The organism is Ralstonia sp. 22086, from assembly GCF_052045975.1.
GTDB lineage: Bacteria > Pseudomonadota > Gammaproteobacteria > Burkholderiales > Burkholderiaceae > Ralstonia > Ralstonia wenshanensis.
In genome coordinates, this window is the sequence record NZ_JBQEPZ010000003.1 from 842,947 (window position 1) to 859,990 (window position 17,044).

At 65.1% G+C, this 17,044-nt stretch carries 11 protein-coding genes and 1 pseudogene; 6 read left to right on the top strand and 6 right to left on the bottom strand.

Annotated features, from left to right (window positions below; all coding sequences use genetic code 11):
• Positions 1-6: 6 nt before the first annotated feature.
• The gene (gene arfB, locus ACTJK6_RS17110) at positions 7-441 is read right to left on the bottom strand and encodes an alternative ribosome rescue aminoacyl-tRNA hydrolase ArfB (RefSeq protein WP_343619582.1); all 435 of its coding nucleotides are present in this window, start codon (positions 439-441) and stop codon (positions 7-9) included.
• 43 nt (positions 442-484) lie between these two features.
• Here arfB and trhA point away from each other — a divergent pair, with 43 nt between their 5' ends.
• Positions 485-1,102: a PAQR family membrane homeostasis protein TrhA gene (trhA, locus tag ACTJK6_RS17115; protein WP_232041095.1), complete on the top strand. Its 618-nt coding sequence runs from the start codon at positions 485-487 to the stop codon at positions 1,100-1,102.
• A gap of 76 nt (positions 1,103-1,178) precedes the next feature.
• Here trhA and ACTJK6_RS17120 read toward each other — a convergent pair whose 3' ends face one another.
• The 4 genes and pseudogenes from ACTJK6_RS17120 to ACTJK6_RS17135 form a co-directional block, all read right to left on the bottom strand.
• On the bottom strand, positions 1,179-2,888 hold the full coding sequence (locus ACTJK6_RS17120) for a long-chain fatty acid--CoA ligase (RefSeq protein ID WP_440839611.1): 1,710 nt from the start codon (positions 2,886-2,888) through the stop codon (positions 1,179-1,181).
• A 77-nt stretch (positions 2,889-2,965) separates the two neighbouring features.
• Positions 2,966-4,137, bottom strand: a pseudogene (locus ACTJK6_RS17125) (aminopeptidase).
• A 10-nt stretch (positions 4,138-4,147) separates the two neighbouring features.
• The gene (locus ACTJK6_RS17130; protein WP_440839612.1) at positions 4,148-6,244 is read right to left on the bottom strand and encodes a molybdopterin-containing oxidoreductase family protein; all 2,097 of its coding nucleotides are present in this window, start codon (positions 6,242-6,244) and stop codon (positions 4,148-4,150) included.
• 82 nt (positions 6,245-6,326) lie between these two features.
• Complete coding sequence (locus tag ACTJK6_RS17135) at positions 6,327-7,322, bottom strand: LacI family DNA-binding transcriptional regulator (protein ID WP_440839613.1); 996 nt, start codon at positions 7,320-7,322, stop codon at positions 6,327-6,329.
• A gap of 215 nt (positions 7,323-7,537) precedes the next feature.
• Between ACTJK6_RS17135 and ptsP the strand changes: the two genes are divergently transcribed.
• The 4 genes from ptsP to ACTJK6_RS17155 all read left to right on the top strand — a co-directional run bounded on the left by ptsP (position 7,538) and on the right by ACTJK6_RS17155 (position 14,099).
• Positions 7,538-10,078, top strand: coding sequence for a phosphoenolpyruvate--protein phosphotransferase (gene ptsP, locus ACTJK6_RS17140; RefSeq protein ID WP_440839614.1), 2,541 nt, complete (start codon positions 7,538-7,540; stop codon positions 10,076-10,078).
• Positions 10,075-11,028 (top strand): 1-phosphofructokinase, encoded by a 954-nt coding sequence (gene pfkB / locus ACTJK6_RS17145; protein ID WP_440839615.1) that lies wholly within the window; start codon positions 10,075-10,077, stop codon positions 11,026-11,028. The genes ptsP and pfkB overlap by 4 nt, the downstream gene beginning before the upstream one ends.
• 50 nt (positions 11,029-11,078) lie before the next feature.
• Positions 11,079-12,794 carry a PTS fructose transporter subunit IIC gene (locus ACTJK6_RS17150; protein ID WP_440839616.1) on the top strand — a complete coding sequence of 572 codons (1,716 nt, stop codon included), beginning with the start codon at positions 11,079-11,081 and terminating at the stop codon, positions 12,792-12,794.
• Positions 12,795-12,941: 147 nt separating this feature from the next.
• Positions 12,942-14,099 carry an ABC transporter substrate-binding protein gene (locus ACTJK6_RS17155; RefSeq protein WP_260802241.1) on the top strand — a complete coding sequence of 386 codons (1,158 nt, stop codon included), beginning with the start codon at positions 12,942-12,944 and terminating at the stop codon, positions 14,097-14,099.
• A 55-nt stretch (positions 14,100-14,154) separates the two neighbouring features.
• Here ACTJK6_RS17155 and argE read toward each other — a convergent pair whose 3' ends face one another.
• Entirely contained in the window at positions 14,155-15,351 is a 1,197-nt protein-coding gene (gene argE / locus ACTJK6_RS17160; RefSeq protein WP_440839617.1) for an acetylornithine deacetylase, read from the bottom strand.
• Positions 15,352-15,617: 266 nt separating this feature from the next.
• On the opposite strand from argE, the gene ACTJK6_RS17165 reads away from it, so the two are divergent.
• Positions 15,618-16,808, top strand: a complete 1,191-nt coding sequence (locus ACTJK6_RS17165) for a M20 aminoacylase family protein (protein ID WP_440839618.1) — start codon at positions 15,618-15,620, stop codon at positions 16,806-16,808.
• The last annotated feature ends 236 nt before the right edge of the window (positions 16,809-17,044 follow it).

Here is a 17,044-nt window from a genome sequence, read left to right on the forward strand (position 1 = left end):
GCGCGATTAATCCCACGAGTGGCGACCCGAGCGACCCCGCTTGACGTCGCCACGCGCGCGCTTGCCTTCCAGACGGCGCGTCTTGGAAGCGCGCGTGGGCTTGGTGGCGATGCGCGACTTTGGCACCGAAAGCCCCGTCGCAATGAATGCGGCCAGACGTTCACGGGCATCCTGGCGGTTGCGGTCCTGCGTGCGAAAGCGTTGTGCATCAATCACAATCACGCCCTCAGCAGTCAAGCGGCGGTCGCGCTTGCCCAACAGGCGAGCCCGCAACGCCTCCGGCAACGACGGCGATTGGGCGATGTCAAAGCGCAACTCCACCGCCGTCGATACCTTGTTGATGTTCTGCCCACCCGGTCCGCTTGCGCGCACAAAGCGCTCGACCAGCTCGGACTCCGGAATGGACAATTGGGCGGTGATGGTGAGGTCAATGCCAGGCATTGGGGCATTGTAGGAAGAACCGGGTTTTTCTGGAGATCAGTGTATGTATCGTGGAGAACGATTCAACGGCTTCAGCCACCTGGCCGGGGCCATCCTTGCCGCGGGGGGCATGGCCGTTCTGGTAACGTCGTCCGCCCTGCACCACGACGCTTGGAAGGTGGTCAGTTCCGTGGTCTACGGCACGACGCTGGTCCTGCTCTACACAATCTCTACGCTTTATCACAGCCTGCGAGGCCCGGCCAAAAGCATCTTCCAGCGGCTGGACTATTGCGCCATCTACCTGTTGATCGCCGGCAGCTACACACCGTTTGCGCTGGTCACGCTGCGCGGCCCATGGGGCTGGGCGCTGTTTGGCATCAACTGGGCACTGGCAGCCATCGGCATTGCTCAGGAACTCTGGATCGGCCACCGCACGCGCCTGTTCTCACTGCTGATTTACGTGGTGATGGGCTGGCTGGTGCTGATTGCCATGGGGCCGCTGGCGGCCGCGTTGCCCGCACCAGGCCTGTGGTGGCTGGTTGCGGGGGGCGCGCTTTATACGACGGGCATCGGCTTCTTTCTCTTTGACGAGAAGGTGCGGCACTTCCACGGCATCTGGCATCTGTTTGTGCTGGCTGGCAGCGCTTGTCAGTTCGTCAGCATCCTCCTGTACGTGGGCTGACCGGCCACGCCTTGCTTGTACCGGACCAAAAAAAAGCCGCGACGAATCGCGGCTTTTTCTTTGCAGCTACGCAGACTCAGGCACGCTTCTTCATCGCCTCGTCGCGCAGTTCGCGGCGCAGGATCTTGCCGACGTTGGTCTTCGGCAGCTCGTTGCGGAACTCGATGAACTTCGGGCGCTTGTACCCCGTGAGCTGATCCTTGCAGAACTCCTGCAGCTTCTGCTCGGTCAGCGTCGGGTCGCGGCGCACCACGAACAGCTTGACCACCTCGCCCGAATGCACGTCGGGTACGCCCACGGCGGCCACTTCCAGCACGCCCGGGCACATCGCCACCACGCCTTCGATCTCATTCGGATACACGTTGAAACCCGACACCAAAATCATGTCCTTCTTGCGATCGACGATCTTGGTGTAGCCGCGCTCGTCCATCACACCCACGTCGCCGGTCTTGAAGAAGCCGTCGGCATACATGACCTTGGCGGTCTCGTCCGGGCGCTTCCAGTAACCGGCCATGACCTGCGGGCCACGGATGCAGATTTCGCCAGCCTGACCGATCGGCAGATCACGCCCCTCGTCGTCGCGGATGGCGATTTCCGTGGACGGGATCGGCAACCCGACCGTGCCCGAAAATTTGTCGGTATTCGTCGGATTGCAGATGGCCGACGGTGACGTTTCCGACAGGCCGTAGCCTTCGATGATCGGACACCCTGTCACTTCGAGCCATTTCTTGGCAACGGCTTCCTGCACCGCCATGCCGCCGCCGTTGGCCACGCGCAGATTGGAACAGTCGACATCCTTGAATTCGGGATTGTTCAGCAGCGCGTTGTACAGCGTGTTCACGGCCGGGAACATGTGGAAGCGGTACTGCTTGAGCACCTTGATGAAACCCGGGATATCGCGCGGGTTCGGGATCAGTACCGCCAGCCCGCCCTTGCGCATCGACAGCAGGCAGCACACCGTCAGCGCGAAGATGTGATACAGCGGCAGCGCGGTGATGGTGATGATCTCTTCGTCGGCGGCCAGCATGCGGCCGTCGCGGCCGGGCTTGGTGAGCGCCGGGTTCATCCACGCTTCCGATTGCAGCACGTTGGCGACGATGTTCCGATGCAGCAGCGTCGCGCCCTTCGATACGCCGGTCGTCCCACCCGTGTATTGCAGGAAGGCGACGTCGTCGGGGCCCACGGAGGTGGGCTTGAGCGTCTGCTTGGCGCCCTCTTGCAGCGCGGTGTTGAAGCGGATGCAGCTGGGCAGTTCCCACGCCGGCACCATCTTCTTGACGCTGCGCACGACGAAATTGACCAACATGCCTTTGAGCCCGCCGAGCATGTCGCCCATGCTGGCCACCACGATGTGCTTGATCGGCGTATTGGGCAGCACCTGCTGCAGCGTCGTCGCGAAGTTCTCCAGGATGATGATGGCTTCGGCGCCGCTGTCCTTGAGCTGGTGTTCCAGTTCGCGCGGGGTGTAAAGCGGATTGACGTTGACGACCACGTAGCCGGCGCGCAGCACGGCGGCCAGCGCCACCGGGTACTGCAGCACGTTCGGCATCATCAGCGCGACGCGCGCGCCCGGTGTCAGACCGCGCGATTGCAGCCACGCCGCCAGTTGGCGCGAGAGCGTATCCAGCTCGCCGTAGGTCAGCACCTTGCCCATGCATTCAAATGCACGGCGGTTGCGGTTCTTCTGGAAAGAATCCTCAAGCAGATGGGCCAGCGATCGATACTGCGATGCATCGATCTCGGCCGGCACCCCAGCGGGGTACTGCTTCAGCCACGGCTTATCCATGGGTGTGTCTCCTGGCGATTGTCGATTTTTTAGAATGGTCGTTCGTTTTTTTTCGGCATCCTACGCGGATGTCTTTGTCAAAACAATAACTTAGACAGTTCCCTCAGCCGGTTCAGACTGCCTGAAACTGGTGCAGAAAACGATCTTGGCATCACTTTTGCGTGATGCCCTCCGACTTGGCCATCGCCGCCGGCGCGAGCACCCTCAGTGCGACCTCGCGCTGTTGTTTCGATTCACGCGCCATGGCCTTGACGTCGGCATAGAAGCGCGCCCAGTCGCCGCCATCGCGGTGGTATAGCGCCGTGAACGCCGGCACCCATTCCAGGTAGCTCGCGACTGCCCCCAGATGCGCGTTCGACAGGGGCTGCGCAAACCAGCGGTCGTAACCGGTATAGCCGCCCCAGCTTGCTTTGAGCTTGGCGTAATCGGCCTGCAGGCTCGCGAAGATGGCGCGTTTTCCGGCGCGCTTCTCGTCGTCCGACACGGGGCTTGCATACAGCGTCTCAAGCCGGTTGCGGTACGCCAGCAGCAGGGCGCGGAATTGTACGCGCCGGGCGTCGTACGTGGCATATTCCGCGCGAATTTCCGGGGTGGCAGCATCGGCCAGCCAGCGTTCGACACCAATGGTTTCCACCGTGGTGGCGAACGATTCGTTGAACGCCGTATCGCCCTTGGCGTAGACGACCTGATGCGCCAGCTCATGAAAAATCAGCCGCGCCAGCTCGCCTTCGGGCAGGCCGACGAAGGTATTGAGCAGCGGGTCGTCGAAATAGCCCAGTGTGGAATACGCAGGAATGCCGGCCACATCCACGTCGAGGCCCTGGGCGCGCAGGGTGTCGGCATAGGCCATGGCGGCGTTGCGGTCGTAGTACCCGCGATACGTCACGCAGCCTACGACGAGGAAACACCATTCCTTGAGCTTGACCGACAGCTCAGGCGCGGCAAACACGTTCCACACCGCGAATGGCCGCTTGAGATTGGCGTAGACGCGATAGCTGCCGTTGTCGGGCAAGCCCAGTTCGCGCGAGGCATAGATGCGAATGCTGCGCGCGTCTTCCAGGCGCTTGGCGAGCTTGTCGTTGTGGGCCTGCCGCGCGTTGTCGATGGCCTGGTCGATCGACTCGCGCTGCGCCATCAGCGAGAGATGTCCGCTGACCGACTGGTAGTAATAGCCGACCGTGTCGCAGCCGACCAGCAATGCCGAACCGGCTACCGACAGCGCAAGGCACAGCGCGCGTGCGGCACGCATGATGGCCTCGTCAGGCGGCCTGTGCCAACGGCGCCACCTCGACCAGGCAATCGTAGAAGGTGGGCGCGCGCCCCATGTCGGTCAGGCGCTGGCTGGTCAGCTCGTTGGCGTTGGTGCCGTCGGGCGCGAGCTTCTTCCACCAGATCGACAGGCCGACGACCACGCCCCGCCGCGCACGGTCGGTCACGCGGGCGCGCGCCTGCATGGTGCCGCGATCGTTGAAGATGCGGACAAGCTCGCCATCGACGACGCCACGCGCATTCGCATCGTCGGGGTGGATGTCGAGATGCGGCTCGCCTTCGGTGTTGCGCAGGCTGTCGACGTTGACGAAGGTGGAGTTGAGGAAGTTACGCGCCGGCGGCGAGATCATCGACAGCGGATAACGCTTGGCCAGCTCCGGCGTGCTGATCGCCGACTCATGCGGCGGCACATAGCCGGGCAGCGGGTCGAGTCCGTCCTTGGCCATCTGTTCGGAATAGAACTCGCAGCGGCCAGACGGCGTGCGATAGCCGCCACGTGCCAGCGGCGCGGCCGGGTGTGACAGCTTCTGCCAGCCCTCGCGCTTGAGCGTCGCCCAGTCGATGTGCGCGGCGGCCGGGTCGTCACGGCGCACGGCCTGGGCGGCGATGTCGTCGTCCGAGTCGGCAAAACAGGTGTCGTTAAAACCCATGCGTTGCGCGAGACGGCGAAAAATCTCCGTGTTCGGCAACGATTGCCCCATCGGCGCAATGGCAGCGTTGTTGGCCAGCACGTAAGTGTGGCCGTAAGCCTTGTGCACATCGACGTGTTCGAGCTGCGTGGTGGCCGGCAGGAGGATGTCAGCGTAGTCGGCCGTGTCGGTCTGGAAATGTTCCAGCACCACGGTGAAGAGGTCTTCGCGCGCAAAGCCGGCGGCGACCTTGCGCGAGTCCGGCGCCACCGCCACGGGGTTGCTGTTGTAGACGACCACCGCCTCGACCTTCGGGCCGAACGATGCGTCGCCCGTATGCAGCAGCGCATCGCCGATGGTGCTCATGTTGATCGTGCGCGGCATGTTGGGCCAGCTCGGCAGCAGGTCAGGACGCTGCAGCTTTGCGGTGTCGATGGGGAAGAAACCGGACGTCGACAGTTGCAGCCCGCCCGCCGCATCGCGCCACGCGCCCACCAGCGACGGCAGGCACGCGACCGCGCGCACGCCCTGCCCGCCGCCATGCGCGCGCTGCATGCCGTAGTTCAGGCGAATGGCCGCCGGCTGTTTGTCGCGCACGACGGTCGTGCCGTACAGCTTGGCGAGCCACTCGATGTCCGCCGCGTCCACCCCACACAGCGTCGCCGCATATTCCGGTGTGTATTGCTGCGCGCGTTCACGCAGCGCATCAAAGCCGAGCGTGTGATTGGCAATGTAATCGTGGTCGAGCAAGTCATCACGGACCAGCACGTGGATCATCGCCAGCGCCAGCGCCGCATCGGTACCGGGGCGTACCGCCAGATGGCGATGGCACTTCTCGGCCGTCAGCGAGCGATACGGATCGATGGCGACGAGCGTGGCGCCACGCCGTTTCGCCTCCTGCGCGCGCGTCCAGAAATGCAGGTTCGACGCGATCGGATTGGCGCCCCAGATCAGGATCAGCTTGGCATCCTGCACGTGCTCGATGTCCATGCCGAGGCTCGCGCCGTACGTATAGCGCAGCGCCGTCGCACCGGCCGATGCGCAGATCGTGCGATCGAGCAGCGACGCCCCGAGCTTGTGAAAGAAGCGCGCAGCCATGCTCTCGCCCTGCACCAGGCCCATCGTGCCGGCGTAGCTGTACGGGAGGATGGCCTCTGGGTTGCGCGCCGCAATATCGCCCAGGCGCGTGGCGACGGTGTCGATGGCTTCGTCCCACGAAATCGGTTCGAACTTGCCCTCGCCCTTGGCGCCCACGCGCTTCATCGGCGTCAGCAGGCGGTTCGGGTGGTACGTGCGTTCCGCATACCGATTGACCTTGGTGCACAGCACGCCAGCCGTCGTCGGGTGGTCCGGATCGCCCTGCACGCGGGTGGCGCGGCCGTCCTCGACGGTGACGAGCAAGGCGCAGGTGTCGGGGCAGTCGTGCGGGCAGGCGGCACGGATGACTTGGGTGGACATCAAGGGGCTCCGGAGTGGGTGGCGGCTGGCGCATGTCGGTGTCTTCGCACCGCCGCGGGCATCCGGAAATTGTAATCGCCCGCTAGTGGCTTCGCAGCGGCGTGGAGCCGCGCATGACAAGCCGCCCCGTGAGCAACACGCGACGCGTCGGCAGGGCGGGCTGTGCGAGTCGATCCTGCAGCATTGCCATCGCCATGCGGCCGATGTCATAGACCGGCTGTTCGATCACGGTGATGCCCGGGCCGGCGAGTTCCGTCCAAGGCTCATTGTCAAAGCCCGCCACGGCGATGTCGCGCGGCACATCCAGCGAGAGCTTGCGCAACGCACGCAGCACGCCCAGCAGCGATTGCGCGTTACTCGCGACGAGCGCGTCGGGGCGATCACGTTCCGTACCGGACAGCCATGCCAGCGTCTCGGCCTCCGCGGCCTCGGCGGTCGGCAGGATGAAACGTGCCTCGAGGGTCATGCCGTGACGTGCCAACGCCGTCGCGAATCCGGCCTGACGCTCAGCGCCTGTGCTGCTCGTCCGCCCGAACAGGCCACCGATGCGCCGATAACCCTGCGTGGCGAGGTGCTCAGCCAATGCTTGCGCGGCCTGCTGGTTGTCGAGCACCACGGCATCGGTCCCACAAGCCGGGCCCGCTCGGTCGATCAGCACGACCGGGTAACCGAGGTGCACCGGTTGCTGCGCTTCAGCAATGGCGCGCGTCGGCGAGAGGATCACACCGGTCACGCGCTCCTCTTCCATCAGGCGCAGGTACATCGCCTCCTTCTCAGGGTCTTCGTCGGAATTGCACAGGATGACGCGCAGGCCGGCGGCGTAGGCCGCGTCTTCCACCGCCCGGCTGACGCTGGTGAAGAACGGGTTGCGGATGTCGGAGACGATCAGCCCGACGGTCTGCGCCTGCTGTGAGCGCAGCCGCCGTGCCGACAGGTTCGGCCGATACCCGGACGCCGCCACCGCCGCATCGACGCGTCGGCGCAGTTCTGCGCTCACGGGGCCGCCGGCGAGCGCGCGTGACACCGTTGCCACCGACACGCCCGCTGCCGCCGCCACGTCTTTGATTCGAACCGTCATGCTGAAATCGTTTCCAAAGAAAGCGCCATCATAGCGAAGGGCAGCCTCGTCACTAAAGCCTGACCACCCTAGGGAAAACCCCGTAAATACCGGAAGATACGTCACTTTGTGTCGCGCCGCACATTGACACTCCAACTGTAATCGATTTCAATTCGCGATCATCGACGACACCATGCCGGGCCTTGGAGCGCGGCAGCCGCAGGAGACCCCGCCGCATGGCTTCCGCCCTGATCTGCGCCGAACGCATACGTCTGCAGCAACGCGCCACCGACAAGGAAAGCGCTATCCGCGCCGCCGGCCAATTGCTGGCCGACGCAGGCTGCATCGACCCGGCCTATATCGACAGCCTTCTACGCCGCGAGACCGTGGCCAACACGTTTCTCGGCCATGGCGTCGCCATTCCGCACGGCATGGGCGAGGACCGTCACCTGATCCGCCAGACGGGCATTGCGGTGCTGCAATTTCCCGACGGGCTGGAGTGGCACCCGGGGCAGACGACGCACCTGGTGTTTGCCATCGCCGCGCAGTCGGACGAGCACATCACTTTGCTGCGCCGGCTGACACGGCTACTGAATGACGACGCACGCCTGCGGCAGCTCTTCACCACGCAGAACGCCGAAGAGCTTGTCGCCGCGCTCTCGAGCGACGCACCCGCGCCCGCCGCCAGCACGCCCGGCGCCGACCTCGCCGAGCAGCGCACCTTGACGCTGGAATACCCGAGCGGCCTGCACGCCCGTCCGGCCGCGCAGTGGGTGGAAGCCGCCCGCCGCTTTGCCGCGCGCGTGCAAGTGCGCCATGGCAATGAAACCGCCGACGCAAAGAACCTGGTGGCGTTGCTGCAATTGGGGCTTGCGGCGGGCGCCAAGCTCACGCTCTCTGCGGAAGGCCCCGACGCCGGCGCCGCGCTCGACGCCCTGATGCAGACCATCCGAGGCCTGACGGCGCAGGAACGCGCGCAGGCGGCACGCGACACGCAAGCCGCGCGCACGCGCCAGACCTCGCATGGGTGGCAAGCCGATGCGGCGTTGCCGGCCATCGGCGGCATTGCGGCGAGCCCCGGCTTGGCGATCGGCCCCATCCACGTGCTGCAGCACGGCGCGTCGACCGTGCCCGATCACCCGGTCGCGCTGACCACCGGCGGCGACATGCTGGACCAGGCGCTGGCCAGCACGCGCGCCGAGCTGGAAGCCCTGGCACGCGACACCGCCGCCCGCCTGGGCGAAGCCGAAGCGGGCATCTTCAAGGCCCAGGCCGAACTGCTGGGCGACACCGATCTCATGACGCTGACGTGCCAGGCGATGGTCGAGGGCCACGGCGTGGCGTGGTCCTGGCATCAGGCCGTCGAACGCCTGGCCGAGCGACTCGGCGCGCTCGGCAATCCGCTGCTAGCCGCGCGCGCGGCCGACTTGCGCGACGTGGGTCGGCGGGTGCTCGGCCATATCGATCCGTCGCTGCGCAGTGCCGCGCAGACACTGCCGGACACGCCCTGCATCCTGGTTGCGGCAGATCTGTCGCCGTCGGATACGGCGGCACTCGATACGCGACGCATCATCGGCATCGTCACGGCGCAAGGCGGTCCGACCTCGCACACGGCCATCCTGACGCGCACGCTGGGCATCCCGGCCGTCGTGGCCGCCGGCCCCGCGGTGCTCGATGTGGCGACGGGCACACAGGCCATCATCGACGGTACCGGCGGCCGTCTGGTGCTGGATCCGGACGCTGCCAGCATCGCCAGCGCCCGGGCATGGCTGCAGGAAGACGCCAGCCGCGCTCAGCGTGAGCAGGCAGAACGCGGCTTGCCCGCCCGCACACGTGACGGCCACACGGTGGAGATCGCCGCCAACGTCAACCTGCCCGCGCAGGCGGTCGAAGCCATCACGCTCGGCGCGGAAGGCGTTGGCCTGATGCGCACCGAATTCCTGTTCCTCGAACGCGACCACACGCCGGACGAAGACACGCAATATGCCGTCTACGCCGACATGCTGAAAAGCCTCGGCGGCCGCCCGCTGATCGTGCGCACCCTGGATATCGGCGGCGACAAGCAGGTCCCGCATCTGAACCTGCCGACAGAAGACAACCCCTTCCTCGGTGTGCGCGGTGCGCGCCTGCTGCTGCGCCGGCCCGACCTCATGGAGCCGCAACTGCGAGCGCTCTATCGCGCCGCCCGCGATGTCGGCAAGGGCGGCGCGTTGTCGATCATGTTCCCGATGATCACCGCCTTGGAGGAAGTGATCGCCCTGCGCACCGCGTGCGAGCGCATCCGCGCTGAACTGGACGCGCCGGCGGTGCCGCTGGGCATCATGGTGGAGGTGCCGGCCGCCGCGCTACTGGCCGATCGCCTGGCCGAGCATGTCGACTTCTTTTCCATCGGCACGAACGACCTGACGCAATACACGCTGGCGATCGACCGCCAGCATCCCGACCTCGCCGCCGAGGCCGACAGCCTGCACCCGACGGTGCTCCGTCTGATCCAGCAGACCGTGCAAGGCGCCGCACGCCACGGGCGCTGGGTAGGCGTGTGTGGCGGCTTGGCGGGAGACCCGTTCGGCGCGCTGCTGCTCACGGGGCTTGGCGTGCATGAACTGTCGATGAGCCCGCGCGATATCGCGTCGGTCAAGGCGCGGTTGCGCGAGGCACATGCCGGCACGCTGTCACAACTCGCGGAACGCGCGTTGGCCTGCGCATGCGCCCAGGACGTGCGCGACCTTGAAGCGACCTTGACGATCCTGGCACCGGGCAAGGAGATGGCGGCATGAGCGACGCGCGCATCGTCACCATCACGCTCAATCCGGCCATCGACATGACCATCGGGCTGGAGCGCCTCGAACGCGGGCGCGTCAACATCGGCCGCAGCGTCACGCAACAGGCCGGCGGCAAGGGCGTCAACGTGGCTGCCTGCCTGGCCGATTGGCAGGTGCCGGTAATCGCCACGGGCCTCCTGGGCGACGCCAACGCCGAGCTGTTCGAGGCGCTGTTTGCGCGCAAGGGCGTGCTCGACGGCTTCTGCCGGGTGCCCGGCACCAATCGCACCAACATCAAGATCAGCGACCAGGCAGACGGACAGACCACCGACATCAATCTGCCAGGCATTGACGCCACGTCTGCCGAGTTCGACGCGCTGTGCGACCGAATTGACGCGTTCGCCGACATTGCGGGCGCTGCGCTGTGCGGCAGCCTGGCCGGGGGCTTGCAGCCCGATACCTACGTGAGATTGCTGGCGCGGCTGAACCGCCGCGGCATACCCACGTTGCTGGACACCAGCGGCGCACCGCTCACACAGGTGCTGGCGGCCCCGCGCGAGTCCCTGCCGACGGCAATCAAGCCAAACCGGCACGAACTGGAAGTGTGGGCGGGTACGTCGCTGCCCACGCTGGCTGAAACGGTGGACGTGGCGCGCGCCATCCATGCGCGTGGCGTGGCGCAAGTCATCGTATCGCTGGGCGAGGACGGCGCGCTGTTCGTCACAGCGCAAGGCACATGGCAGGCCAGCCTGCCGCCGGTACGCGCCGCCAGCACTGTCGGTGCGGGTGACGCCATGGTGGCCGGCGTGCTGGCCGGCTGGCATGCCGGTGCCGGCATGGAAGAGACCGTGCGCCTTTCGGTTGCCTTTGCCGCATGCAAGTTGCAGCGCCTGGGCCCGCACCTTCCGCCCCCGGGGCAGGTACGCGAACGCGCGGCCGCCGTCCAGATGCAGCGCGTGGCCTGACGCCGCGACCATCGCATCGCCACACGCTCAACGCATTCAAGGAGCCGATCATGGCAAACCTGCTGGCAATTCTCGGTGCGGATGGCCGCACCACCCGTGCGATGCTCGCCGGTGCGGCCCTGCGCCATGCGGCGCGCGAATCGGGCTGCAAGCTCGACGTGGACGTGCGCGGCCCGGACACCGCCTCGGTGGTCGACACTGCTGTGCTGGCCACCGCCGATGCCGTCGTCTGGGCAGGCCTCTCGCCCGACGCGGCGGCTCGCCACGCCAATCCGCGCACGCTTGAAGTCACGCTCGATGAAGTGCTGGCGGACGCCCGGGCCGTGCTGGCCCGCATGATGCACAACGCCCCGCCCGCACCGAAAGCCGGCACGCAAGCGCAACGCATCGTCGCCATCACATCGTGCCCGACCGGCATTGCCCACACCTTCATGGCTGCCGAGGCGCTCACGCAGGCCGCCGCCGCGCTCGGTCACACGATCCACGTGGAAACGCAGGGCTCGGTGGGCGCACAGAACACGCTGTCGGCCGATGCCATCGCGCGTGCGGATCTCGTGTTGATCGCCGCCGACACGCAGGTGGACCTGTCTCGCTTTGCCGGCAAGCGCGTCTTCCGCGCGGGCACCAAGGCCGCCATTCACGATGGGCAGGCGCTGATCCGCCGCGCCTTCGATGAGGCGTCCGTGGAAGGTGGCGGAACGGCGCAATCGGGAGGCACCACAGTCGGCGCTGCGGAACAGCAGCGCACCGGCCCGTACAAACACCTGATGACCGGCGTGTCGTTCATGCTGCCCTTCGTGGTGGCGGGGGGCATCCTGATTGCACTGGCGTTTGCCCTGGGCGGCATCTACGTGACGGACCCGTCTGCCAGCCACACGCTGGGCGGCGTGCTGTTCCAGATCGGTGCCAAGTCGGCCTTTGCGTTGATGGTGCCGGTGCTCGCCGGATACATCGCCTATTCGATCGCCAGCCGGCCGGGTATTGCCCCCGGTATGGTCGGTGGCATGCTGGCCGCCAGCCTAGGCGCCGGGTTTCTTGGCGGCATCGTGGCGGGGTTCGTCGCCGGCTATGGCACCGAGGCGCTCAACCGTTGGCTGAAGTTGCCGCGCAACCTGGAAGGGCTGAAACCGGTGCTGATCCTGCCGGTGCTCGGCTGCCTGCTGACGGGCCTGGTGATGCTGTATGTGGTCGGCGCGCCGGTTGCCGCGTTGCTCGCCTCCCTCACAACTTGGCTGCGCGGCATGCAAGGCGCCAACGCGGTACCGCTGGGCGCACTGCTGGGCGGCATGATGGCCTTTGACATGGGCGGCCCCATCAACAAGGCCGCGTATGCCTTCAGCACCGGGCTGATCGGCGCACAGGTCTACACGCCGATGGCGGCCACCATGGCCGCGGGCATGACGCCGCCGCTGGGCATTGCACTTGCAGCATGGCTTTTCCCGTCGCGCTTCACGCGAGACGAGCGCCAGGCGGCAAGGGCCACCGCCGTGCTGGGCCTCGCCTTCATCAGCGAGGGGGCGATCCCTTATGCGGCCCGAGACCCATTCCGCGTGATTCCTGCGCTCGTGGTGGGATCCGCATGCGCGGGTGCCCTATCGATGCTGTTCGGGGTGGAACTGCGCGTGCCGCACGGCGGGGCATTTGTGCTGCCGATCCCGAACGCGGTGACGCATCTGGGCGGCTATGTGGTGGCGTTGGTGGCCGGCACCGTTGTTACCGCCGTGCTGCTTGCTGTGATGAAGCGCCGGGTGACTGAAGCCGCCTGAAACGGCGCCCCGTGTGAAGGACGCCGTGCACATCGCGCGGCTTCTTTGTCTCAAAAACGCTCAAAAGCGACGTTGCCCGCCCGATTCTGTTTGCCTCCCCAGCCCGTTTAGCTATGATGCCGGCAAATCAACTCTCGGGGGAGAGCAATGCAATCTCGCAAAATCACCGGGCTGATGGCGATGTTCGCAGCGGGCATCATCGGCATGGCGTCAAGCGGCGCGAGCGCCGAGACGGGGGTGACCAACGACGCGATCATCGTCGGCCAATCGGCGCCCATGAGCGGCCCGGCGGCACAACTCGGCCAGCAGATGAACCGCGGCGCCCAGTTGTACTTCAATGCTGTCAACGCGGCAGGTGGCGTCAACGGACGCAAGATCGAGCTGAAAGTGCTCGATGATTTCTACGAGCCCGATGCCGCTGCCCGCAACACCAAGACTCTCATCGAAGACACCAAGGTCTTCGCCTTGTTCGGCTATGTCGGTACACCCACGAGTTTGGCAGCGCTGAAGATCGCCAACCCTGCAGGCGTGCCGTTCTTTGCGCCGTACTCGGGCGCCGCAGCGCTGCGCGAGCCCTTCGCGCGTAATGTGTTCCACGTGCGCGCCAGCTACAACGATGAAACCGCTGCCATCGTCCAGCAGATTCACACCACGGGGCTGAAGCGCATTGCCGTGGTCTATAACGACGACGCCTACGGCAAGGCGGGCCTCGACGGTGTACAACGCGCGCTCAAGCTGCCGGCAAACCAGGGGGTGACGCTCGTCGCGCAAGCCAGCGTCGTCCGTAACACCACCGACGTGAAGGGCGCGATCTCGACCGTGCTCGCGCAGAAGCCGGATGCAGTCGTTGTCATCAGTGCGTACCAAACCGTGGCAGCCCTGGTGAAGGGCGCACAAGATCAGGGCTACGCAGGCCAGTTCTACAACGTCTCGTTTGTGGGCACCAAGGCACTCGCCAACGCACTCGGCAAGGCTGGCGGCGGCGTGATCATCTCGCAGGTGATGCCGTATCCGTATAGCGGTGCATCGCCCGTGGTGCGCGATTACCAGAAGCTGCTCAAATCGGATGGCATTACCGATTTCGACTACGGAAGCATCGAAGGCTACGTCGCGGCGCGCGTCTTTGTTGAAGGCCTCAAGCGTGCCGGCCGTGACCTGACGCGCGAGAAGTTCATCGGCGCGCTGGAGTCGATGGGCAACTACGACGTTGGGGGCTTCAACGTGAACTTCTCGCCCGCCAACCACGTAGGCTCCAAGTTTGTCGAGATGACCATCATCAACTCGAACGGCCAAGTGATCCGCTGAACGCGCATTACTCATCAGAAAAAAACCGGGCCAGGTGCCCGGTTTCTTTTTGCGCTCAAGCCGGCTGCATGTGCCGCTGCGCGAGCCGCCGCATGAACGCTTCGCACTGCGCAATCTGCGCAAGCTCGATGTACTCGTTAGGCTTATGCGCCTGCTCGATATTGCCCGGACCGCACACCACAGTCGGGATGCCCGCGCGCGCGAACAGTCCCGCTTCCGTCCCATAGTCGACCTTGCCGACCGTGCCCCGGCTATCGGCCAACGCTTGCGCGAGTGTCACCAGCTCATGCGACGGGGCAATCGACAGGCCCGGCGTGTTGGCTTTCATGGCGAAGCTGATGTTGGCATCAGCAGAAATCTCTTGCATTTGAGGCAGCAACATCTGCTGCGCATAGCGCTCGACCTCGCCGAAAAGCCAATCCGGATCGGTGCCTGGGAGATAGCGGAAGTCAAAGGTGAATTCGCAATCGCGGGGCACCACGTTGGTGGCAATGCCGCCCTTGATCGTACCCGTGTTCAACGTGGTGTGCGGCACGACAAAAGCGGCATCGCGCGCCTCTTCCGCCGCCAGACGCGCGGCCAGCGAGCGAATATGCGCGATCAGCAGCGCAGCAAACTCGATCGCATTCACGCCCTGCGGCGTCAACGCGGAATGGGCTTCCTTCCCGCGCACGCAGCATCGGTATTCGCGCTTGCCCTTGTGCGCAATGATGGCGCGCATCGACGTGGGTTCGCCGACGATGCAGCCTGCGGGCTGAATGCCGTTGGCCTCCAGATCACGCAGCAGGCTGCGCACGCCCACGCAGCCGATCTCTTCGTCGTACGACAGCGAAAGATGAAAGCTGGCATCGCCCTCCGCCGCCATGAACGCGGGCACATTCGCTAGTGCCACGGCAATGAAGCTCTTCATGTCGGCCGTGCCGCGCCCGTACAGGCGACCATCGCGGATCTGCGCTTCGAATGGGTTCGACTCCCAAGACTGGCCGTCGACGGGCACCACATCGGTATGCCCTGACAGCACCAGCCCCGGCTTGCGGCCTGGCGACAGCGTCGCAAACAGGTTCGCCTTGCCGCCCGTTGCGTCATATGTCAGTCGACAGTCCGCACCCTGCGCTCGCAAGCGATCGCGCACCCATTCGATCAGGCCAAGATTGGAATTGCGGCTGACCGTATCGAACGCCACCAGGGTGCGAATCAATTGCAGAACTTCGTCGGAAGGTTGCGATGCAGTAGCAATGGGGTCGGCAGACATGATGGGTTCGTGTCGTTCACGTAGCGCTCGGCCAGCCCCGGCGGGAAGCGCAAAGGGCGGCGCGCGGCCAATTGGCGAGCCTCCAGTGTAGGCGTTTCGGGTGCGCTGGGCTTTGGCCGCAGATGGCGGCGCACAAGCCATCGCGTGAAGAATCCATACGAGACTGCATGGACGGATCAAGCAATTGGCGGATAGCCGGCCGGAAATCGTCCTTCGGCGTATGATCGAACGTGATTCCGAACCTTCAGCCAGAACACGAGCGTCTCATGAAGCTGATCCCAGAAATTCAAGCCGCGCAGTCCGAGATCCAGGCGCTGCGACGCGATATCCACGCGCACCCCGAACTCTGCTTCGAAGAACAGCGCACCTCCGATCTGGTCGCCGCGAAACTCGCCGAATGGGGCATCGAAGTGCATCGAGGCCTGGGCAAGACCGGCCTCGTCGGCGTTATCCGCAACGGTGAGGGCAAGAGCATCGGCCTGCGCGCCGATATGGACGCACTACCGCTCGCCGAGGCCAACCAGTTTGAGCATCGCTCCAAACACGACGGCAAGATGCACGCATGCGGCCACGACGGCCACACGGCGATGCTGCTCGGCGCTGCGCATTACCTGTCCAAGCACCGCAATTTCAGCGGAACCGTGAACCTGATCTTCCAGCCCGCCGAAGAAGGCGGTGGCGGCGCACGCGAGATGATCAAGGACGGCCTATTCGATCGCTTTCCGTGCGATGCCGTCTTCGGCTTGCACAACTGGCCGGGCGTACCGGTCGGCGCATTCGGGACGCGCGCCGGGGCGCTAATGGCATCGAGCAACGAGTTCCGCATCACGATCAAGGGAAAGGGTGCGCACGCCGCGCTGCCGCACAACGGCAACGATCCAGTGTTTGTCGGCGCTCAGGTGGTATCGGCACTGCAAGGCATCATCACACGCAACAAGCGCCCGATCGACACCGCAGTCCTCTCCGTCACACAGTTCCATGCCGGCGATGCGACCAACATCATCCCGAACGAAGCCTGGATTGGCGGCACGGTACGCACCTTCTCCACCGAAGTCCTCGACTTGATCGAGCACCGCATGGAAGAAGTTTCAAGGGGCATCGCCGCCGCATACGATTGCACGATCGACTTCGTCTTCCACCGCAACTATCCGCCGACTGTAAACACGGAAAATGAAACGCAGTTCGCGGCGGCAGTCATGCGAGAGCTCGTCGGCGCAGATAACGTGGAAGCGAATATCGACCCGACCATGGGCGCCGAAGATTTCTCGTTCATGCTGATCGAGAAGCCTGGCTGCTTTGCCTTCATCGGCAACGGCGACGGCGACCACCGGGAACAAGGGCATGGCTTGGGCCCGTGCATGCTGCACAACCCAAGCTACGACTTCAATGACGAGTTGCTCCCGCTCGGTGCGACATATTGGGTTCGCCTGGTCGAGAAATTCTTGGCACGAAACTAGTCAGCCCGTTCGCGAGCACATAGAGGCCTCCGTTGGAAGGCCTTTTGTTTTTGCGTGAGGGAGGGGGTTGTTGCCGGGAAGTAGTTGGCAGATCGATGCAGCAAGCCGGGGGCAAGGCGTTCGCGCAAAGACAAACACCCCAGCTCTTTGAAGGGAGCTGGGGTGTTGGATGGGAGAGCCTGGCGATGACCTACTTTCACACGGGAATCCGCACTATCATCGGCGCGGAGTCGTTT